This is a genomic window from Levilactobacillus zymae, from assembly GCF_032190635.1.
GTDB classification, from domain to species: Bacteria; Bacillota; Bacilli; order Lactobacillales; family Lactobacillaceae; genus Levilactobacillus; species Levilactobacillus zymae_A.
In genome coordinates this window covers 450,502-472,183 of sequence record NZ_JAVLAS010000001.1, presented here as the reverse complement: position 1 = coordinate 472,183, position 21,682 = coordinate 450,502, and the positions used below count along the sequence as shown (strand labels likewise).

The 21,682-nt window shown below is 52.5% G+C and carries 22 protein-coding genes; 12 read left to right on the top strand and 10 right to left on the bottom strand.

Going from position 1 to position 21,682, the window contains the following annotated elements:
* Window positions 1–4 precede the first annotated feature (4 nt).
* Entirely contained in the window at window positions 5–259 is a 255-nt protein-coding gene (locus RI501_RS02105) for a Mor transcription activator family protein (protein WP_313820131.1), read from the bottom strand.
* Between the two features lie 94 nt (window positions 260–353).
* Entirely contained in the window at window positions 354–614 is a 261-nt protein-coding gene (locus RI501_RS02100) for a Mor transcription activator family protein (RefSeq protein ID WP_313820130.1), read from the bottom strand.
* A gap of 93 nt (window positions 615–707) precedes the next feature.
* Here RI501_RS02100 and RI501_RS02095 point away from each other — a divergent pair, with 93 nt between their 5' ends.
* Entirely contained in the window at window positions 708–1,652 is a 945-nt protein-coding gene (locus tag RI501_RS02095; protein ID WP_313820129.1) for a helix-turn-helix transcriptional regulator, read from the top strand.
* Here RI501_RS02095 and RI501_RS02090 read toward each other — a convergent pair.
* Window positions 1,649–2,653 (bottom strand): C40 family peptidase, encoded by a 1,005-nt coding sequence (locus RI501_RS02090; protein WP_313820128.1) that lies wholly within the window; start codon window positions 2,651–2,653, stop codon window positions 1,649–1,651. The two genes, RI501_RS02095 and RI501_RS02090, sit on opposite strands and share 4 nt — an antisense overlap.
* A gap of 734 nt (window positions 2,654–3,387) precedes the next feature.
* Here RI501_RS02090 and RI501_RS02085 point away from each other — a divergent pair.
* Both RI501_RS02085 and RI501_RS02080 read left to right on the top strand, forming a co-directional pair.
* Complete coding sequence (locus RI501_RS02085) at window positions 3,388–5,028, top strand: peptide ABC transporter substrate-binding protein (protein ID WP_313820127.1); 1,641 nt, start codon at window positions 3,388–3,390, stop codon at window positions 5,026–5,028.
* Window positions 5,029–5,161: 133 nt separating this feature from the next.
* Window positions 5,162–5,941, top strand: coding sequence for a hypothetical protein (locus tag RI501_RS02080; protein WP_313820126.1), 780 nt, complete (start codon window positions 5,162–5,164; stop codon window positions 5,939–5,941).
* Window positions 5,942–6,029: 88 nt separating this feature from the next.
* On the opposite strand, the gene pyrE is transcribed toward RI501_RS02080, so the two are convergent.
* A complete protein-coding gene (pyrE, locus tag RI501_RS02075) occupies window positions 6,030–6,671 on the bottom strand; it encodes an orotate phosphoribosyltransferase (RefSeq protein WP_313820125.1) in 642 nt (213 codons plus the stop codon).
* Between the two features lie 3 nt (window positions 6,672–6,674).
* Complete coding sequence (gene pyrF, locus RI501_RS02070; protein ID WP_313820124.1) at window positions 6,675–7,385, bottom strand: orotidine-5'-phosphate decarboxylase; 711 nt, start codon at window positions 7,383–7,385, stop codon at window positions 6,675–6,677.
* A gap of 262 nt (window positions 7,386–7,647) precedes the next feature.
* Between pyrF and RI501_RS02065 the strand changes: the two genes are divergently transcribed.
* Window positions 7,648–8,877, top strand: coding sequence for an MFS transporter (locus tag RI501_RS02065; protein WP_313820123.1), 1,230 nt, complete (start codon window positions 7,648–7,650; stop codon window positions 8,875–8,877).
* Window positions 8,878–9,015: 138 nt separating this feature from the next.
* Entirely contained in the window at window positions 9,016–9,906 is an 891-nt protein-coding gene (locus RI501_RS02060) for a hypothetical protein (RefSeq protein WP_313820122.1), read from the top strand.
* A gap of 81 nt (window positions 9,907–9,987) precedes the next feature.
* Here RI501_RS02060 and RI501_RS02055 read toward each other — a convergent pair whose 3' ends face one another.
* Both RI501_RS02055 and RI501_RS02050 read right to left on the bottom strand, forming a co-directional pair.
* A complete protein-coding gene (locus RI501_RS02055; RefSeq protein ID WP_313820121.1) occupies window positions 9,988–10,296 on the bottom strand; it encodes an AtuA-related protein in 309 nt (102 codons plus the stop codon).
* Window position 10,297: 1 nt separating this feature from the next.
* Window positions 10,298–11,638 (bottom strand): acyclic terpene utilization AtuA family protein, encoded by a 1,341-nt coding sequence (locus tag RI501_RS02050; RefSeq protein ID WP_313820120.1) that lies wholly within the window; start codon window positions 11,636–11,638, stop codon window positions 10,298–10,300.
* Between the two features lie 219 nt (window positions 11,639–11,857).
* Here RI501_RS02050 and RI501_RS02045 point away from each other — a divergent pair, with 219 nt between their 5' ends.
* The 4 genes from RI501_RS02045 (at window position 11,858) to brnQ (ending at window position 17,225) form a co-directional block, all read left to right on the top strand.
* Entirely contained in the window at window positions 11,858–12,739 is an 882-nt protein-coding gene (locus RI501_RS02045) for a LysR family transcriptional regulator (protein ID WP_313820119.1), read from the top strand.
* 232 nt (window positions 12,740–12,971) lie between these two features.
* Window positions 12,972–14,222: an MFS transporter gene (locus RI501_RS02040; RefSeq protein ID WP_313820118.1), complete on the top strand. Its 1,251-nt coding sequence runs from the start codon at window positions 12,972–12,974 to the stop codon at window positions 14,220–14,222.
* A 24-nt stretch (window positions 14,223–14,246) separates the two neighbouring features.
* Entirely contained in the window at window positions 14,247–15,191 is a 945-nt protein-coding gene (locus RI501_RS02035; protein WP_313820117.1) for a 3-hydroxyacyl-CoA dehydrogenase family protein, read from the top strand.
* A 672-nt stretch (window positions 15,192–15,863) separates the two neighbouring features.
* Window positions 15,864–17,225, top strand: a complete 1,362-nt coding sequence (gene brnQ / locus RI501_RS02030; RefSeq protein WP_313820116.1) for a branched-chain amino acid transport system II carrier protein — start codon at window positions 15,864–15,866, stop codon at window positions 17,223–17,225.
* Window positions 17,226–17,301: 76 nt separating this feature from the next.
* Here the strand turns inward: brnQ and RI501_RS02025 are convergent, their stop codons facing one another.
* The gene (locus RI501_RS02025; protein WP_313820115.1) at window positions 17,302–17,766 is read right to left on the bottom strand and encodes a hypothetical protein; all 465 of its coding nucleotides are present in this window, start codon (window positions 17,764–17,766) and stop codon (window positions 17,302–17,304) included.
* A 335-nt stretch (window positions 17,767–18,101) separates the two neighbouring features.
* Between RI501_RS02025 and RI501_RS02020 the strand changes: the two genes are divergently transcribed.
* The 3 genes from RI501_RS02020 (at window position 18,102) to RI501_RS02010 (ending at window position 19,990) form a co-directional block, all read left to right on the top strand.
* Window positions 18,102–18,542 carry a hypothetical protein gene (locus RI501_RS02020; protein WP_313820114.1) on the top strand — a complete coding sequence of 147 codons (441 nt, stop codon included), beginning with the start codon at window positions 18,102–18,104 and terminating at the stop codon, window positions 18,540–18,542.
* Between the two features lie 103 nt (window positions 18,543–18,645).
* A complete protein-coding gene (murI, locus tag RI501_RS02015) occupies window positions 18,646–19,428 on the top strand; it encodes a glutamate racemase (protein WP_313820113.1) in 783 nt (260 codons plus the stop codon).
* Between the two features lie 88 nt (window positions 19,429–19,516).
* Window positions 19,517–19,990, top strand: a complete 474-nt coding sequence (locus RI501_RS02010; RefSeq protein ID WP_313820112.1) for a hypothetical protein — start codon at window positions 19,517–19,519, stop codon at window positions 19,988–19,990.
* Between the two features lie 40 nt (window positions 19,991–20,030).
* Here RI501_RS02010 and RI501_RS02005 read toward each other — a convergent pair whose 3' ends face one another.
* A complete protein-coding gene (locus RI501_RS02005) occupies window positions 20,031–20,534 on the bottom strand; it encodes a hypothetical protein (RefSeq protein ID WP_313820111.1) in 504 nt (167 codons plus the stop codon).
* 99 nt (window positions 20,535–20,633) lie between these two features.
* The gene (locus tag RI501_RS02000) at window positions 20,634–21,476 is read right to left on the bottom strand and encodes an SDR family NAD(P)-dependent oxidoreductase (protein ID WP_057734522.1); all 843 of its coding nucleotides are present in this window, start codon (window positions 21,474–21,476) and stop codon (window positions 20,634–20,636) included.
* Window positions 21,477–21,682: the final 206 nt, after the last annotated feature.

Genomic DNA, 21,682 nt, shown 5'->3' with positions numbered 1-21,682 from the left:
ATTTCTACTTTTTCTGCTTCGCCTGTTGTAGAATCTGGCGAACCCAACGCTGCGAATAACCGTACTTGCGCGTGAGCTCCGGTAAATTATGACCGTTATATTCTTCAACAATTTGAGCCGCGACCTTTTTGTGATCGTAAAGACGCATAGGAAAAGAAATTTGGCGGCCCCGATAAAGGTCGTAGACTTGCTTGGTGAGATCTTCACCTAATAATTCATACAATTGTGCGTAAGATTCCTGTAATAGATTTACCCACATTCGGGTAACCCCCTTTCTAATTGATTACCCTTATAAAGTATCAGAAACTGCAGGAGCATAAAAATGCGGATTTCCTTGCAGTCTGCCTTACTTTTTACCCTTTACCCCGATAGCGAGCTAAGATACGCCGAATATTTCGTTCCGAATAATCGTGTTGGCGGGCCAATTGCACCAGCGTGCACCCGGCCTGATGCCCTTGATAGATTAAAGCGGCTTCTTTAGCGGGCGCCAACAAGCGCCGCGGAAAACTGACCTGCATCCCCCCTAAATACGCTTGTAATTTTTGCGTCGCGGTCGGTCCAATTACCCCGGCGAGCTCCCGATAAATGGCCTGCCAATTTTGACTGTCGTTCATGGTCTATCCCATCCCTTGCTGATTGATTGCCTTCAGTATATGCTTGGGGGGAGTCAAATATTGTCTACCCCGGCCAAATTGGAGGAATTTGTCATGGCAACTACCGCGTACCGTCAGCTGTACCTTTTGCAGAAATTACTGCACCAACCCGTGGTCACCAAGGCCGAACTGGTCGATCATTTTCAGGTCTCCGCGCGAGCCGTGCAGCGCGACTTCAGCGACCTGCGTCAATTTCTAAGTGACGAAGACGTCCTGTACCAACTGACCTATCAGCCTCAACTGGGCGGCTACACGCTACACCTCGATCAGAGTCGTCTCTCCCAAACGGCGGTCTTGGTCCTCATCAAGATCCTCTTAAGCAGCCGCGCGCTGAATCCCACCGAACTGACGCAATCCGTTGACAGCTTGCTCGACCTGATGCCCTCGGCCGACGCTCAAAAAATCAAGCGGCTGATTAATAACGAAAAGCGTGACTACGTGCCCGTAGCTCACCGTAAGCCCCTCCTGGGTCGCCTGTGGCAACTGAGCAACGCCATTACCCAGCATGCGACCCTGCGCCTGCATTATCAACGCGCCGATCACACCTACCGCGACCAAACAATTCTGCCGGCAGCCCTGATCTTTTCGGAATACTACTTTTACGTGATTGCATTCGGCAATACGTTTACCGGCGCGCGCTTCTTTCGCGTGGACCGCATCGCCACCTGCCAACGCGCCCCACAGGCCCTGCCTAACCCCCGCCGGAGTGTTGCTGACGGCCAACTGCGCCGAGTCTTACACTACATGCAACCGGGTCAGCTGACCACCATCACCTTCGAATTTTGGGGCGTCGTCGAAGCCGCGCTAGACCGTTTTCCCCGGCACACAGTAAAAGCGCCCCGTACGCAAACGCACGGGACGCTAATTGAAATTCAGGCTTACGATGTCGGGGCCAAGATGTGGCTGTTAAGTCAGGGGACCCTGGTCAAGGTCCTCAGCCCCGCTAGTTTCGTGACGGCCTTTCGGGCCGAGTTGGCCCAGATGATGGCCCACTACTAACCCACAATCCGCCGAACGTTGCCGTTAAAGCGGGTCTGCCAGTGAGGATCCTTGAGACTTGAAATTCCCACACCCCCGGTATCGGCACTCGGAGAATCGTGCAAGAAGAGGTGGTTGCCTAAGTAAATTGCCACGTGACAGTTACGCCCCTCATCCTTGTCGTTAAAGAAGAAGATGTCCCCACGCTTCATGTGACTAGCCTTGACCTTGCGCCCCATGTTAATCAGCGTATAGGTCGTACACGTCGAGGCCGGGCCTAAACGCACGCCGGACTTGGCGTAGATGTAATGGATAAACGATGAACAGTCGAACCGGTGGGCCCGGATGCTGGCCGGCGTGCGGCCACCACCCCAATCATACTTGGACTTACCCACGTACTTGGACCCCGTCTTGATGGCCTTTTCGACCCGTTTGATGTTCCCCACCAACGCCTTGGTGTTAAACGCTAAGTATTGTCCCTTAATCCAGTAGTGTTTCCCCTGAACGTTCAGGCGGTAATAACCACTGTGACTAGTATTTAATTCGGCGCGCCGATCAACCGGATACCAGTGATGGGTCAGGTGCTTGGTACTGGTACTCCCCGTCACCTTAGCCCCCTTGAGGCCCCAGGGCTTATTGTAGAGCAGGACATGGGCCTTGTTGACTTTCATGGTGTACTTCAAACCGCCCTGGTAACGAATCCACTTGTAGAAGGCGTCCCGGTTAATCCACCCCCGCTGGGTCTTCCAGAAAATTCCGTGACCGTTTTGAGCCACTCGCGTCACCTTGAAGGGCTTTTCGTAGCTGCCGCGCGCAGAACTCAACCGTTTCATCCCCGTCCGGTACGGTTGCTTGTAAAAATTATACTTGGGATGGTACAGGCGCCGGGTGACCCGATAACTGCGATTATACTGCAGCTGGTTCGCCTGAGTAGCGGCCCTCGCCTGTGCCGGCACATTCCCCCCCAAGAGCAGCACACCGACCAAACTAACCATCGCGATCAACCATTTTTGTGGTCGCATACCAACAGCCTCCTAACGACTAAATAAGTTAATTAATAATCAATTAACCCAAGCCTACTAAATCGGCTGAACCATTGGTAATGCTGGATTCCTTGCAGAATTCACTAATTATTCGCCATCGTAAGTTCTCGAACACAAACCAGTAATTATGATTCGTTAACTAGTTGTTCAGACGTTCGACTGCCAGTCGCCATTCACTCGATCTAGTTATCGACCAGCACCACCGACCACAAAAAAATTTTTAAATTGGTTTCTTTCTATATAGTCCCCCTTTCCTTCTCATCCCTTTTTAATTTTATTGGTTGACATCCCCCGTAACCGGACGTACACTAGTCTCAATTCAAGAATCGTCCGAAACAAACCATTGAAGTGGAGATCAAGCTTATCGTGCCCGTCAAGAGAGCCGTCGTTGCTGAGAGTACGGCCGAACGCAGGTAAGTAAATGGACCACCGAGGGCTTTCCCGAAAGTTAGCGAGTACGGAAAGACGTGCGACATACGTCAGTTGTCAGGGAGATGTTGGTCTCCTGTGAGGGGGGCGCCGTGACTTCTTTTGAGGTCCGCGTCCAATTAAGGTGGTACCGCGGTTAATTTGACCGTCCTTAACGCATTGGCTGTTAAGGACGGTTTTTGTTTGCAATTAACCGAGGAGGAATTTCATGATGTTGATTCGATGGCAAAGCTCAGACATGTTGACAACCCCAACGACTAATCACCTATTTGGAGGAATTCATGATGAGCATTTTAAACAAGAAAACCACGTTATTACTATGCGGCATTGTCGTCGTACTCGGCGGTGTCTTCGCCGTTAAGGCCCACTCAAAGACCACTACGGCCGCCGTCGCCCAAAACCTTAATTTAGCCGAGACCTCACCCATCACCAGCATGGACGTCGCCAAGATTACCGACAGTGTTTCCAGTAGCCAACTGAGTCAGGTCGGCGAAGGTCTGTTCCGGCTCAACGCCAAGAGCGAAGCCGTCAACGCCCTGGCCCAGAAGACCACCGTTTCCAAGGACGGGTCCGTCTACACAATCGATTTACATCACGACGGTAAATGGAGCAACGGCGATCCGGTGACCGCCCAAGACTTTGTATATTCCTGGGAACGGACGTTAAACCCTAAGTCCAAGTCCGAATTCACCTACCAATTTGCTAAAATCAAGAACGCTAACGCGGTCGCGGCCGGCAAGCTCGCCCCCAGCAAGTTAGGGGTCAAGGCCACGGGCAAGTATCAATTACAGATTAAGTTGGCTCAACCGACCTCGTACTTCAAGGTCGTTCTCGCCAGCCCGACCTTCTTCCCACTGAACCAAAAAGCCGTCCAAAAGTACGGCAGCAAGTACGGTTCCTCGGCCAGCACCACGGTCTACAACGGGCCTTACACCCTGACCAAGTGGAACGGGACCAGTGATAGCTGGACGTTAAAGAAGAACCCAACCTACCGCGATCACCAAGCCATCAAGCTTCAACACATCAACTACCGGGTCGTCAAGTCCACCGCCACGTCCTACAACTTGTATCAATCCAAGAAGCTCGACGCGGTAACCCTAGACGGCGAACAGACCCAGCAGAACAAGAACAACGCTAATTTGAAGACCTTAGCTTCCGGGCGCATCGGCTTCATCCAATACAACGAAAAGGACGCCACGACCGCCAACCGCGATTTACGGACCGCCTTATCGCTGGCCATCAACCGGGAACAGTTAACTAAGAAAGTGTTGAAGAACGGGTCACTCCCCGCAACGACCTTCGCCGTTCGGCACATGAAGAAGAACCCACAGACTAAGGCCGACTTCACTAAGGACACCACGGTCGCCGACACCGCCAACTACGACCCGGCTAAGGCCAAGAAGTTGTTCCAGTCCGCACTGAAGCAGCTGCATCAATCAAAGCTAAACATCACCATGATTTGTGCCGACGATGACACCACCAAGCAATTGGCCGAATACATCCAAAGCACGTTGAACAGTCAGCTCAAGGGCCTAAACATCAACGTTAAGGCCGTACCATTCCCATCCATGTTAAGTGCCGTCTCGAAGGGCAACTTCCAGATGAACCTGACCGGCTGGAGTATGGATTACGCCGACCCGATTGAATCCTTACAGATTCTGGGATCGACCAACAACTCCAACATGGGCCACTACGCCAGTAAGACCTACGATAACGCCTTAGCTGCTGCGGAAGGCAAGGATGCCTTGAAACCCGCTCAACGCTACCAAGACCTGGTCAAGGCCGCCCAAACGGCCATGACCGACCAAGCCGTCACGCCACTCTACGATGCTCGGACCAACATCTTGGTTAACCCCAAGATCAAAGGTGTCGTTTACAACCAATTTGACGGGGCTGCCGATTACCGGACGGCTTACGTGAAATAGGAATCGCCATTCAATTTAAAACTCAGCCGATCCTCGTCCATTTCGGGGATCGGCTTTTTTCTGATTCACCCCATCACGACTTTAGTATAATGGAGGTAACCGCACCACCTCGCCAGTGAAGGGAGCCTTGCTCATGCGTTGGAAAAACCTGCTACTCGTCATCGGAACCATCCTTATCAGCAGTCTCGGGCTATCGTTGACCGCCCACGCGTCGCCCTACATCCACGACCAACTGGGGATTCTCTCGGCCCAACAGCGCCAACAAATCATTCAGACTAACCAGCAATGGCAACGCACGCGCAACCGGCCGCAGCTGTGGGTGTACACCTACGCCAAACTGCCAGATTCCGCGCTTTTGGGTTTCGATTACAGTAACCCCTTCGGTACGCCGGGCAACGACCTCATGGACCAACGCTTCCAGCAACTGGGCCAACAAGCGGTGGACCCGACCGCCTCGACGGGAGACCAGGAATACGCCGCGGCTCAGGCGACCAAACGGCTTCACGATAAGGTTTCGGTCATCGTCGTCTATCCCGACAACGGCTGGCACACCGTGATCGCCCCGTCCGATAACCTGACCAGCGGAATCTCCGACTTTCAGAAATGGACGTTGACGCGCCGCCTCCCCACTAAGCAGGGGACGGCCCAGTCCGCCATGACCTTCTTCAATCGTTACCAAAAATTCATCACCAAGCACATCGCCAAACCCGCCAAAATAAAACCCGGGTTAAGTTGGGCCTGGGTCAGTTTCTGGATCTGCTCCCCGTTCCTTCTGTGGATCCTAATCAAGGTGCTCAAGGCCTTACGTCACCCCACGTTTGTGGACGATCCTCACGCCGGTGCCGACATGCTCAGTGGTTACCTGTGGGGGCGCTGGATGGGCGGCGACCACGACCCGTGGGACCACTTCTAGAGCGGGCTTGTTCATTCAATTTAATCGTCAAAAAAAGCCACCGATTTAATTAAATCGGTGGCTTTTTGTTATTAATAATCATTGATAATTAATGTTGAGTCCCCTGCCAATGCCACGGATCCTGCCGCCACGCCTGCAAGGACGCCTTTTCGGCGGGGGTCACGTCACCGGCCGCCTCAGCCGCCGTAATCAGCGCGCTGTAGGTAGTCAGGGTGTGTAACGTCAAGCCGGCCGCCGCAAAGTTAGCCGTACTATCGGGCAACTCGTACGAGAAGATGGCCACGATGCCCAGGACCGTGGCCCCGGCCGCCTGCACGGCCTTGGCGGCACTCAACACGCTACCCCCGGTCGAAATCAGGTCGTCGATCAGAACCACCCGGTCGTTAGTCGCCAGTTCCCCTTCGATTTGTTTGCCTGTGCCGTGGTCCTTGGGTTTGGAACGTACGTAGTTCATCGGCAGGTCCAGCCGGTCGGCCACCAGTGCCGCGTGGGGAATTCCCGCGGTCGCCACGCCGCCAACCACCGTCGCGTCGGGGTACAAGTCCCGAATCAACGCCGTTAAGCCGTCCGCGATGTGGGTCCGCACGGTCGGAAAGGCAATGGTCCGCCGGTTATCCGTGTAAATGGGTGCCTGCATTCCGCTGGCCCACAAGAAAGGCTGGCTGGGCCGTAACGTCACCGCCTGAATCTGCAATAAGTCCGTTGCAATCTGTGCTGCTCGCGTCGTCATATTTTATTCTCCCCATTCCTTTAAAATCCGTTGATAAGCCGCCAGTGGGTCCGCCGCGCGGGTGATCGATCGCCCGACGACCAGACCATTACTGCCCAGTGCGGCGGCCCGACTGGGCGTCACCACCCGTTGTTGGTCGTCAGTCGCGTCTTCGGCCAGGCGAATGCCCGGGTTGATGCACAGAAAATCCGGGGCCGTAGCCGCGTGAATCACCGGGTCTTCCGGCGCCGCGGCAATCACCCCGTCCGCCCCATTTTGCCACGCCAGACGCGCTAGGTGACGGACCGTCGTAGGTAAGTCCGCGCTGACCAGTTGTTCGGCCTGCATCTGGGATTCCGTGGTGGAGGTCAACTGGGTGACCGCCAACAATTTCGCTGGGGCCACCCCTGCCGCGTGGGCGCCCGCCACCAAACCGCGTTTCGCCGCGGCAATCATGGCCGCGCCGCCCGCCGCGTGAATCGTGACCAACGCCACGCCTTGCCGCCCCAGCTGGACCATGGTCTGCTCGACCGTGTGGGGAATGTCGTAACACTTCAGATCCAAGAACACCTGGATGCCGCGCGCCCGTAACGCCGTTAGAATCTGGGGCCCCGCCGTGTAAAATAACTCCATCCCCACCTTAACGAATAGGTTGGGGGTCTGGGCAAACGGCGTCAAAAAATCCAGTGCCGTAGCCTGACTGGGAAAATCGAGTGCGATGATAACTGGTCGCATGGTGCGCCCCTTTCTGGTCCAAAAAAAGACCGCCCAGCCCCGTGGCTAAGCGGTCTTCGCCCGTCAAAAAACGGGTCACCGATCCCCTTATTAGCCTCACAGGACTAGTTTAAAGTTTGATTGCCGTTGAGTTTACGCGGAAAACTGGCGGGCGTCAACCCGTAAATTTTCCCCTTGCGTCCCTGCAAGATTCGTGGCAGAATAATGAGCAATGCAACAAAATAACCGGTGCCCGTGAGCACCAATTTTGGAGGAATTCGCAATGGAAACTAGCACTACCCCTGCGCGCCACGCGCTAACAACACCCCAGAAATGGACGATTGCCTCAACCTCGGCCGGCTTCGCCTTGGAGAACATGGACGTCATGTTCCTCTCCTTCGCGTTGTCGTCGATCACCGCCGATTTACACCTCAGCGGGACCCAAGCCGGCTTGATTGCTTCCGTCACCAACCTGGGCATGTTAGCGGGTGGCCTTTTGTTTGGCCTGTTAGCCGACCGGTTCGGCCGCGTCAAGGTCTTCTCGCACACCGTCTTCATCTTCGCACTGGCCACGGCGGCCATGGCGTTCGCCCACAGTCTCACGGCCGTCTACATCTTCCGCTTCCTAGCCGGCGTCGGTGCCGGGGGCGAGTATGGCGTGGGGATCACGCTGATTGCCGAAAGCTTTGACCACGACAAGATTGGGAAGATGACCTCGCTGGCCGCAATCGGTGGGCAGCTGGGCGCCGTCTTAGCCGCGATTGCCGCGGCGCTGATCATTCCGACGTTGGGTTGGCAGGCCCTGTTTGTCTTTGGGTTGGTACCCGTGGGTCTGACCTACTTTATCCGCCGGCACCTCCACGAAAGCGCCGAATTTCTCAGCGCCCGGCAGCGGCCCAACCGCCAGCCCATTCGCTTAGGCGCCCTGTTTCACACGCCACGCTTAGCCTACCAAACGGTGGCCCTCATGGTGATGGTGGTCGTGCAAATTGCCGGGTACTTCGGTCTGATGAACTGGTTGCCGTCGATCATGCAACAGAAACTGGGTCTCAGCGTGGCCGGATCGTCCGTCTGGATGATCGCCACGATTCTGGGCATGAGTCTGGGAATGATGACCTTCGGCAGTATTCTGGACTATTTCGGTCCCCGGCGGGCGTTCGGGCTTTTCCTGTTCGCCGCCGCTCTCGCCGTCTTCGGCATCACCCTGGCGGTCAACCAGGTCACCTTACTCCTAGCCGGGGCCGTACTAGGCTTCTTTTCTAACGGGATGTTCGGCGGATACGGCGCGGTCATCAGCCGCCTGTATCCCACTGAGATTCGCTCAACGGCCAACAACCTCATCGTCAACGTGGGCCGCGCCGTGGGGGGCTTCTCGTCGGTAGTTATCGGCTTCTTGATGGACCACTACAGCTTACTGGTGGTTATGGGCTTCCTGTCTCTGCTGTACCTCTTCAGCCTGACCGTCATGCTGACCATCCCCGCCCTGCGCCGTTTAGCGCCAACGCCTCGTTAATTAAACACTTGATCACGCCCGTTAATCGCAACGGGCGTTTTTGTTCCACGTGAAACAATCTGTGGCTCGGCCATACTCCCCTCACCCGATTTGACGTATAATAACGCTATTAGTGTTATCGAGGAGGCCAGTAACGGCATGCGAACAATTATCAAATGGGGCTTGGCCCTACTTCTGGGGACGATGCTCGGCGGAGGGGCCACGGCGAACGCCCAAACCGAGATCCCGGGGTCCTTGGTCAAGGTCGGCCACTACACGGCCAGCACCGACTACCTCAACCTCAGCGAGTATTACCAGACCACCCGCCAGACAAAAGTCACGGTCCAATACCGGCCGACTTACCACGGCGGACGAACTAAGCAGCGTCAATTGACGTTGCCGCGGGGCACCACGGTGGCCGGGTACCTGACCACCCAAAAGGTCGGCACTCACCTACAACAGGCGCTACTTATTTACAGTTCACGGTTAAGCTACGCGTTATTAAGTCAGGTCCAACCCAAGGGGTACACGGTCGATCCGATTGCCGACACGGACGCCACGCCTACGGTCATTAGTGGATCTCAGCTCACCGCCTTTAAACGAGTTCCCTGTCCCAAGTACATGGTGGCTTACAGTCACGGCGACCTGTACTCAGGTGGCGCTGCGGCGGCACTAAGTCCCGCCGAGCCCACCGAGACCAGCTTACGCATCACGCCGGATGGGGTTGTCGAACTGCTCAGTTACGACGCCAACGCCAACGCGAATCTCGGCTTCTACCAACGACCGGATACGCAGGCTAAGATCACCCGGACCAACTTTCACGACCCGTACCGCGATCTGTATTTCGCTCACGACCTCCGTGGCTTCAACCTCCAGCGGGTTAACCGGACCGGAAAACAGCAGTACAAATTAACCATCGAAAACCTACACCAACCACAGCATATCTTGGGTAACTCCCTCAAGGGCGTGGCCGGCACCTTCGACAGTCTCTACCTAGTTAGCGGCGTGCCGTACTACACCTTCATTGGGTTCGATGGGGCGAGCAATTAAACCCTAAGAACATTGTTTCAAACTATTCAGTATTCATACCAAAATGACACTCTCGACCACCAATCGAGAGTGTCATTTTTATTATTTATCTGGAATGGTCATTTCCAACAGAGCACTACTGTACGATTTACCATGACGATCAATGTTCAAGGAGTGCGTAACACCACCGCCTAAAGCATTTTCGATGACAAAGTTAAGTGCTGGAACCTTATGAAATTCGTATCGGGTGACGTTAATTGCCCCTAACTTCTGAAACCATTTAGTCACACTATCCTCAGTCACATATTTTTTAATTAACGCAAAATCTTCTGCCCGATACGGAATTAACGAAATCGTGGACGTGTTCCCCTTATCACCCGTTCTGGAATGTGCAATGTCATAAAGTTTCATTTCAGTTTACCTCCGTATAGTTAATTTGCGGCTGCGTTTCGTCTTCCGGAATTGTAATCGAAGCAATTGCCACGATTTTTTGCGTAATCGTACGGACGCCACCACCAGCTGATGGGCCATTTGTATAGAGGGACTTCCCCTCACGGACAATTTCGTGAGCTGCAGCAGCTGTACTGGTTCGGGCCGCAATTCTCGCTCGAACTTCGCTAATTTGCGCTGGTGCTGGTAGTACCCCATGATACAAACTATCGACGCCAATGTAATCCGCCTGAAAGGCATCGACGGGAATTTTTAATAATTCCAAACGCTTTTGGACAATTTCATTCGCTAATTTTGCCTTGTTAAAGGCATTGTGGCCACCGTAATTAATCCCACCTTCTGTGATATACCCATCTTCATAACCCACACTAACCTTTAGCTTTTTGGTCTTAGCCGTCCCGGTCGCTCCAGAAACATGAATACCACTTGTAACCGCGTGGACCTCAACGTTGGAAAAGTCAGCAACAACGTCTGGCGTATAGTACTTCGTCGGATCTTGAATTTCATAAATTAGCTGTTCCTTGACGGTGTCCTCGTTCAACAAACCACCAGTATTTGGCAATTTATGTAAGACAATATCGCCATCAGCTTGAACATCTGCGTACGGAAATCCTAATTCCCACAAGTTGTCGACATCCTTATAGCCCGGATCGGCAAAATAGCCACCGCTAACTTGTCCCGCACATTCCAGCAAATGCCCCAGTAAGGTTCCTTTGCCTAACTTATCATAATCCTCAAACGACCACCCAAATTCGTGGACTAAGGGAGCAATAAATAATGACGGATCGGCTACCCGCCCCGTGATAACAATGTCAGCACCCTGGTCTAGCGCTTCGACAATTGGCTGAGCCCCCAGATAAGCATTGGCAGAAATAACGTGTCGGTTCAACGTCGATAACGCTTGGTGATTTTCCATCATCGGTTGTTGTCCGAATTGACTAATCTTATGCGTTACATCATCGCCCGTTACCGTCGCCACTTTTAGATGCGACAATCCCGCCTTTTGCGCCATCTCCACAACCTTGGCGGTAGCTGCTTGGGGGTTCGCAGCGCCCATATTCGTGATGACCTTAGTGGGATGTGCTTTAATGGCCGGTAAGATTTTACTAAACCTATATTCTAACAAGTCATTGTAACCTTTGGTTGGATCCGCCTGCTTTTGATTTTGAGCAATGGCAATCGTTCGTTCCGCTAAGCATTCGAAGCCAATATAATCAAGATTTCCGCGATTAATTAAATCAATCGCCGGTTCAATCCGATCATCTGCATAGCCGGCACCAGAACCTATTCGAATCTTTTTCATGGGTTTGACCTCCTACAATTTCAATTCGCGTTTCTGGTGCCATTATAAAAAGCGCTCCCAACAAATTACAATGCCCAATTATTTTACCAAAATGAAAATTTTAAAGTCGTTATCGTTTTATCTTTGTGAATATATTATCATTACAATGCTCCGAGTAGTTTACATATTCTGATAATTCATATAAAATCAGAATTAAAGCTATACGAGGAGGTCACTCTATTGAACATCGTCCAGCTTATTTATTTTATCGAAATTGTTTCTTCCGACTTCAACATCAGCCTAGCTGCAGAGAAAGTCCACGTTTCCCAATCAACCATGAGTAAATCTGTGCTTAACTTTGAGGAAACCGAACAAGTTAAATTATTTGCTCGCCATGGTAAACGACTTATTGGGCTAACTAACGAAGGCAAACGATTCTATCGTGACGCCAAAAAGGTGGTCCGTGACTACAACCACATGATCACTAACGTTCACCAGCGACAACAATTTTCAGGTAAAATTCGCCTGGGAATTGCTTCGGCCGTACTGGTCTCCCATTTCGCCCAAATCCTTCCAGAGTTCATTCTAGAGCACCCGGATATTCGAATTGAAATTGATGACGACGGCGGTGAAAGCCTTCAACAGAAATTACTCTTAGAGAAAGTCGACCTTGCCTACGTCGTCGCTCCCTTAAAGTACGATTCCCTGGAAAAGAAAAGCTTAATTCGCGATAGTGGTGCCCTTGTCTTCAACCCCAAGCTGATTAAAGTCACCCCCGACATTACCATAGCGGCACTTTCCAGATTACCCTTAATTTTATTAAACCGTTCGTTCACGATTCGTGAGCAATTATATACACTCTTTGGCTACGAAAAAGAAGCGCCCAATATCGTCATGTCCTCATCATCTGAGAGCTTTCTATTGAATGCTTGTCGAACTCAACCGCTAGTTACCGTGCTGCCGCGTAACATCCTTAAAGGTTACCAAATCAACGACCTCAGTGTCGTTCCCTTTCCTCAATTAAGTTGGGAACTCTTATCAGCAGTGTCCAAGAAAAACACAGATCCACTAGTAGCGCAGGTTCGTCGAATTTTTGATCAGGCGGTTAGTTCCCAAGCGTAAGTCATTATATTATTTCCTAATATTTTATATGAATAAAAATCATATAAAAAGCAATAATAAATGCTACTCTCAACCAATATTCTTCAGATATTTTCCTAAACAACTATCAGTTTTACATTTTGATATTTTTTTCACATATTGTCTTTTCCTAATAGACCCGCTATGCTTTTGATTGTACAGAAATAAGTAAGCGCTTACCGTTATTGATACTCTATTTAGGAGATGATGAATCGTGCATAAAATTCATTATGGCTGGTGGATCTTTCTAAGTACCTGTGTTATCTCATTAGTTGGTTTTGGGATGGTCGTTGATACTATTGGGCTATTCTTCGAACCCGTTAGCGCTTCCTTCGGGATTACTCGTGCTGGGGTATCCCTTATGGTCACATTCCAGAATATCGCTTGTGCCATTACGTTACTTTTTGCCGGTAAACTCATGGAAAAGATTAATATCCGCTTATTACTAACCATCTGCTTTACCATCATTGGTTTAGGTTTTATTAGTTTGGGCTTCGCACACAGCATCGTTCAGTTTTACGTTGTTTGGACCATCATTGGTATTATGCAGCCCTTCGCCTTAACTCTGTCCATTCCCGTCTTGCTAGGAAATTGGTTTCAAAAGTATCTCGGAACCGTTTTAGGCATTGCTTTAGGATTGTCAGCAATTGGTGGATCATTATTTAATCCCATCGTTAGTTCTGTTATCACTAATTTTGGTTGGCGCTCTGGTTGGATTGTTGAGGGAGCCATCACCTTAATTGCCATATTACCGTTTACGCTCTTCGTCATTCGATACAAGCCCACTGGACAAACTAAACCCTTTGGCTACCAAGAAGTGACAACCACCGAAACTAGCGAGGCAGACTGGCAAGGCTTGTCATTCAAACAAGCCCTTAAGACGCCGATGTTTTACCTCATCACCTTCGCTATGATTGCCTTACAATGGGTCGCCGGTCTTGTTCAACACGTTTCCCCCTATATTGTAAGCATCCATCTTCCCTTAACGATCGGTGCAACCGTCGTTTCCGGGATTATGCTAGGGGCCGCCGCTGGTAAGGTCAGCATCGGATGGTTCCTGGACCACTTCAATAATCAAGTCGTCATTATTATGTACGCTGTTTTTGGCATTGTTGGTTGGTTGAGCTTACTGATTTTCAGGGACACCTCCTTATTAGTTGGTTCCGGTTTCGTTTTGGGGTTGGGCCAAGGAATTATGCTAGTTTCGTTGCCCTACTTTATTCGCAAACAATTTGGTCCCAAGGATTATAACAATATCCTGTCTATCATTTCTATGTTTGGTAATTTTGCCACCGCCATCGCCGTTTCGGTGGATGGTAAGATCTTCGATATCACCGGCTCATATAGTCTACCTATCACGACTAATGGTGTTCTGTACGCCCTAGGTGGCGCAGCTGTGGTCATCTCAATCACACTCTCCCATCACTATTTAAAGCAAAAATCAGCCAAAAAAGCTGTTGCTTAAAGAACAGAAAGGATCTATTACATCATGGACTTATCAAAATTTAAAGTTATTGGCAATATCGGTGCTGGTACTATGGGTCATGCCACTGCATTACAATTCGCCATGCATGGCTACACCGTCAACTTATTAGACACCAGCGACGACGCCTTAAACAACGGAATGGCTGGCATCAAACATGACCTTGAAACGTTTGAACAAGCGGGAATTCTATCCGACACCCCCCAGACTATTTTGAGCAGAATTCACCCCACTACCAATTATCAAGAGGCACTGACTGCCGCCGACTTTGTAATTGAATCCGTTGTGGAAAAATTAGACGTTAAGCGCCTGGTTTGGCAAGAAGCTGAAAAATACGTTTCCGATCAGACCATCCTCGCCACCAACACCTCCGGCCTCAGCCCCACCGCCATTCAACAGACGTTGACGCATCCCGAACGCTTCGTGGTCGCCCACTTCTGGAACCCCGCGCAACTGATGCCACTGGTCGAGGTGGTGCCTGGCGAACAGACTGACGCGGCCACCGTCACCACCACCGTGGCGCTAATGACCCACATCGGCAAACACGCGGTTCCGTTGCAAAAGGAAGCACTGGGCTTCGTGGGCAACCGGATTCAACTGGCCGTCTTGCGCGAAGCTCTGCACATCATCGATGACGGCATCGCCACGCCCGAAGCGGTCGACGACATCATCAAGTACAGTCTGGGCCGACGTTGGAGTCTGGTGGGTCCCGTGGCCAGTGCCGATCTCGGTGGCCTAGACGTGTTCAACAATATCAGTGCCTACCTCTACGCCGACTTAGCCAACGATACCGGGACCGACCCCGCGCTAGCCAAGAAGGTCGCGGCTCATCAGCTGGGGCTCAAAACCGGCCAGGGTTTCTACAACTGGACCGGGACGGCTGGCCAAGAGGTCGTGGCCCAACGCGACCGCGACCTGCTGAACTTACTGAAGGCTGATCAGTCTCATTAAAATAATTTTTCTCCGCCATTAATCCTCGTACCAATCAGTCCCTCCATGCGTTGAGGGGTGGCGGTCATGCTCGCCGTGGTCTCCCGCCACCCAACCATTTACGATTAACTTGCACCAAATGCGATCCGCCGCTGGGCAGATCGCATTTTCTCATCAAATTAACAGATATCGTATTTCCCTAGTTTAGCCGTAGTCAACCGCCATCACCAAATCATTGTTATACCAGCGATTCCAGTCTAAAAGATAGGTTGATTCGGCAATTGTCGCTCCTAATTAAAATTAGAATTTCCTCATATTCCCTATTGACTTCTCGAAAAATCCGACTATGATAAACAGCATAGTTAAATAATTTTTAACGACAATGCGTAGAAGAGTAGTCGGTGTCACGATGCTCAGGGAGCTCCGGGTCAGTGCAACGGGGCCATCACCACACCACACGAAAGTAATCTACAAGTCGTGGCCGCGACGGCTCAGCCGAAGTGGTCACTGGGAATGCGCCCATTACAGCAATGAAGTCTCATCACCGGTCTGCGCAGGCGGTGGTGGTACTTGTCGAGCTGATCATCGTGAGGTGGTCAGAAATTAAGGTGGTACACGTTCAGTCACGTCCTTAGCAATTCTTGCTAAGGGCGTTTTTTTCGTCCCACCGCACCTACACAGGAGGTCATTTTTATGAATAAACCATTAACCAAACGGCAATACTTAATCTTAGGGTCCTTACTCTTCGGTCTTTTTTTCGGGGCCGGCAACCTGATTTTTCCGATTCACCTGGGCCAACTCAGCGCCGGCAACTGGGGACCAGCCACCATCGGCTTTCTACTGACGGCCATTCTGTTGCCCCTCTTGTCCATCCTGGCCATCAGCCTGACGCGCAGCAATAGCGCCTACGACCTGGCCGCGCCCGCCGGTAAAAAGTTTGCGCTCTTCTTCCTAATCTTGATTCACCTGACGCTGGGGATCTTAGTCGCTTCCCCCCGGACCGCGACCACGACCTTTGCCATCGGGATTCAGCCCTTCTTGCCCCAGCGCTACGACCATCTCGGCCTGTTGATTTTCTCCGCATTGTTCTTCGGCATCGCCTACCTGATGGCCTACAATCAAAATAAAATTGCTGATTACGTGGGCAAATTCTTAAACCCCATCCTGCTAGCCTTATTGGCCTTCATCTTCTTCATGGCCTTCGTCATCAAGGGCGACCTGCGCCACATCAACCTTTTCCCCACCTCGACCGGTGCCGGGAGTAACCTAATCAACGGGTTCTTGCAGGGTTACAACACCATGGACGCTCTGGCTGGTCTGGGCTTTGGGGTCACCATCATCGCCGCACTCAAATTGTTTGGGCTGACCGATAGCCGTCAACGGTCCCGTGCCGTTGCGAAGGTCGGCGCCATCAGTATGAGTCTCGAGGCGTTAATCTACATCTTCTTGATTGCCCTGGGGGCGTCTAGTCTCAGCTACCTGCACCTTTCCGCGGAAGGCGGCACCGCCTTTACCCAAATTATGACCCACTACACCGGCCTGGCCGGCACCGCCATCCTGGGCGCCGTTACCTTTCTGGCCTGTATCACCTCGTGTATCGGCATGATGGCCGCCCTGTCGCAGGACTGGGGCGAACGGTTCCCTAAGTTAGGCTACCACTTCTTCTTGACCATCAGTTGCCTGGGCGCCTTTATCATCGCTAACTTCGGCCTGACGCAGATCATCCTCTACTCCACGCCGCTATTGAGTTTCATCTACCCGTTTGCCATGGCGCTGATCTTCTTGGGCGTGCTGCATCCCCTGATTGGGCAAAACCCGCTCATCTACAAAACCACGGTGGCCTTCACCTTGATTCCGGCCATCCTGGACGCCATCCACAACCTGCCCCCGTTCTTCGCCAACCTGACGTTCTTTAAAACCATCGACGCCTGGGCGGGCAACACGATTCCCCTGTTCAACGTGGGCTTAGATTTCTTCCCGTTCGTCCTGGTTGGACTGGGCGGGAGTTGGGCCCTAACCGCGTTGCTGAAACGCCGGACGCCCGCCGCCGATTGATCTAAGAAATAGGCGCCAACCCGAAACGCCCCCGTCATCAAATCATGGTGCCGGGGGCGTTTTTGGCCACTAATCTTCACAATCGCTTGCGCCACCCGTAAAGTAGGAGCATCCCCAGCAAAACGAACGGCGTAAAAATCAACCCTAAAACGAGAAGAACCAGTCGAATCAACGGCACGTCGCCGGGCCCGAGCAGCCGCAAGTTAAGCGGCAGTTGGCGCAGCAGAGTTGACGTCCGGGCAACGGTATCGGGCTGATCAGTGGGGGCATGGCGTCGTACGGCGGCCGGAGAACGCCCGGACCGGTTCAAAACCGCGCCAAAAATTCGTTCCACCGGTAGCAGTAAGTAGCAGCCCGTCACGTACCACGACGCCCAATCCCAGTTAAAAATGAACGTGCCCCGAATAAACCGACAATTAAGGACGATCAGCACTAGGTAGCCGGGCAATCCCAGGCAGTAGACCACGAGATAATTGGTGAGCCGGTGAAAGTCGGGACTGACCCGCACCGGCGTATTCAGAAACTTCTTCAACCGTTTCAAGTTATCCTCACCTGCCTCGAAAATTAGCCCTAGTATAGGCCGGCTTAGCGCAACGACTAGCTGGTGCTCATTCGCCGCGAGTGGTTGGGTAATTATCTACGAAAATAGCCACTAATCAGTTTAATGGCTTAAGCCGGTAGTGCCGATCCATCAGTCGCTTCGCCCGTTTTGCTAACCGTCACCAGCGTACGGCCCCAAGCACAATTGACTTTATTAAGTCCCAACTAAACGGACTTTAGTTTTGCCGCTCCCCCCCCGACCGCCTAATAATAGGGTCAATCCACGGGGCCCACTTGCCCCACGAAAATCCAGTTCACTCTAACCAGGTGATTCGAATGCTCGCAAAGTTAACGTCTCTACTCAAAGCCTACCTCAAGGGTCTCTTTCCCCTAAGTCTCATCCTGTTGTTTACGGCGCGCACGGTGGGGCTGGCCGTTCATCTCGACTGGACGGGCTTTGATACCTACTTTTTGATTGCTGTTCTGGGCTTTTACCCGGTCGTGGCGCCCCTGGAGAAACGGTACACGACTCACCTTGCCAACCAAACGCCCCGCCAGCTGGTCACTCGGTTGCACGGTGCCGATATCGTGAACGCCGATCGGGGGTCCCTGTGGCGTGTCGCCCATACCAAGGCCACGCTACTGCCCTTCGACGACAACCCGTTGGCCGACCTCTTGAACTTCGTCTGCCGGCAATTGGTCCGCATCCTCCTGATTCTCTTAGCCCCACTCCTCGCCAGCGTGATCTGGTGGCGGCGCGCCCACCGTTCCCGTTAGCGGTCCCCGCCTTCCGGTTAATTTTTCTGGACGTTTTCGCAAACTCAGGTCTTGCAGAAAACGCCAAAAGGGACTTTAATGGAAGCTTAGGAGGCGTTTCGTTATGTCAAAGCAACAAGCACCCATCGGCGTGTTCGATTCTGGCGTCGGGGGCATCAGCACCTTGCGGACGCTCGCAAAAGTGCTCCCAAACGAAGACTTTGTGTTTTACGGGGATTCCGCCAACGCCCCATACGGTGAAAAAAGTTCCACGGCGGTCCGACACCTGGCCGCCAACGTCATGGCGCAACTTAAACTGCACCAGGTCAAGGCGGTGGTCATCGCCTGCAACACGGCGACCAGCGCGGCCAAACGCGACCTCATGGCGGCCAATCCCGAGATGACCATCTTAGGCATCGAGCCGGCCCTGAAGCAGGCGGTCGACGCCGGTAAGCAACACATCTTGGTGATGGCCACGCCGCTGACCATCGGCCTACCCAAGTACAACGCCCAGGTGGCGCGTTTTCAGGAGCGGACCCACATCGAGTCGTTGCCCTGTCCCGGTTTAGCGGACCATATTGAAAAGGGCTACGCCGGCATCGACCAGACCCAGGCACTGGTAGATCAATTGATGGCCCCGGTCCTCGACGATCCGATTGACGCAATCGTCTTGGGCTGCACGCACTACCCATTCATCGCCGACATGATTCGGCGCGAGTACGACCACCCCGTGACCGTCTACACCGGCTACGAGGGCTTGGCGAACAACCTCGCCACCCACCTTAAGCAGCAGGGGTTGTTGCGCCCGGAAAATGCTAACCGGCAAATTGAATTCTATAGTAGCCGCGATACCCCGGCCGAGTTGGCCCTGTACCAGCACCTTTACGAACACGGTATTGCCAAATAAGACAAAAAACGTCACCCGTTGCGGTGGCGTTTTTGCGTGGTGTCGGCGGTCCTGCGGTATACTGGAGACCTGAAGGAGGCGGCGTATTTTGAGGTTAATTAAAAGGATTGGTCTGGGGCTCACCGCCCTGACACTGGGGGGGCTCCTCGGTCTGGGGACCGTCACCCCGGCGCACGCGGCCACCCACGTTGGGACGCCCGCGGTACTGCGGGGGACCTGGCACACTGTTTATCACCGCTACGCCCACCCCACGGCGCGCCACTACTATTGGCGGGTGCGCTACACCACTAAGGTCGCCGGGCAATCGCGGGTCAACCGCTTGGACTATACCCGGCAAAAGCATTTCACTACGAGCCACCAGACTAGTGGCATCGTCCGGCGGGTTCACTACGCGCCGTTGGTGGACAACGGCGTCTTCCTGTATGGTAAGAACGCCCGGGGCAAAACCGAATACCAGGTCGCCGATTTTTCACAACACAACCACAAGATGATTCTGTTGCATTCGACCAGCGTGACATTTACGCCTTATTATTCTTACGGGACCTTTTATCGCGATAAGTAGCTAAAAGCCCAACGAAATTAAAATTTCGTTGGGCTTTTCGTTAATATGGAAAATGTTTAGCCATGGTCTTGGTCTTGAAATAATAGTCTGGATGTTTTTGCAAATCTATGCGAGAAGCAAGGACCTTAACCCGCTTCCCCTTATATTTAATGGTGGTAATTTTCATCATCTCACTATAGTTTTTGCGCCAGGTTGTCTTCGTGTAATCGGGCCAACTAGCGAGGACCAATTGATGTCGGTTCATAAAAGCAGCGTTCCAATCGCTATTCTTAGCAGTTAGTTTGGCGGCCTTGGAGCGGTTCAAATTGAGTTGATGAATTCGATACTTAGTTGGTACTTGATACTTGATATTGATGGTGAACCAGGTATACGATTTTGCGGAAACTCTAACGGCCATGTACGAAGTCGGGGCTCCCTTCACCCCTTGATACCAAGTCCCCCGATAGGCCTTTGGAATGCTTTTCATGCTCATTTTGGTTTGCGCCTGCGCCGTGCTGGTTGGCGTTGCGATGACGCCCACCACCCCAAACGTTGCGACGGCCAAAAGTGACGCTAAAAATAAATTGAATGCTGATCACCAAAAATCCGTCACGCGGCACCTCTGCCCCGTGACGGATTTTATAATCAAAATTGAAGTTAACCGTTACTTTTCCGGTTGGTCCGCCGATGCAGACAGGTCATGCAAGGCCTTGAAGTTCGCCAAGGTCTTGGTGTACTTGTCGATGGCCGTATCCGTCGACCACTGGCCTAGTGGCAAACGCAACGGCAAGTCCGCCGCGTGGTTGGTGACTTGGTCGTAAATGATGGCCGCGGCCTTGTCGGGATCGCCAGCCTCGTGGTGGGCCCCCTCTTCACTGCCTTCGATGCGGCTGGCGAATTGTTGGTAATCCGCCAACTTCGGCATGGTCTTTTGGGACGAACGCCCTGCCCAGTCGGTCCGGAAGCCGCTGGGTTCGATCAACATGAACTTGATGCCCAAACCGGCCACTTCCTGTGCCGCGGCTTCGGTGACCCCTTCGACCGCGTACTTACTACTATTGTAGAAGGATAGCGTTGGGAAGGAAGCCAGCCCGGCGATGGACGAGAAGTTGACCACGATACCGCGCTTTTGCGCCCGCATGGTGGGTAAGACCGCCCGGGTCATGTCGATTAGGCCCCAGACGTTCACGTCAAACATGTACCGAACGGCATCCCGGTCGCTTTCTTCGAAGGTCCCGAAGTAACCCAGACCGGCATTATTGATCAACACGTCGATGCCGTGGAACTTGTCGGTCGTGGCTTTGACCACGGCGGCGATTTCGTCGCGGTTGGTGACGTCCAACGTGGCCTTCAGGATTTGCCCGTGATCGTATTGGTCCAGGTAGCCCAGTTGGTCGGTGTGCCGCGCCGTAGCGACCAGGTTCACGTCATCCTTTTGGGCCAAGAAAGTGGCTAAGGACTTGCCAAAGCCCGTCGAAGTTCCCGTAATTAACCAAGTTTTTGTCATAGATTTGCACACTCCTATTCTTTAATCCACTGACCAGCTTACAACCTATAGTCCACTCGAGGTCAACTAAAAGGCCTGACTTTTCTGAAAAAAGCCAGACCCGCTCAGTGACCTAATTAATTTTGCCAATCGTTATCGGGGTGATGCGTAATCAGAACGCAACCTAACGCACCGTTGTTTCACGTGAAACACTCAATTCTGGGTTG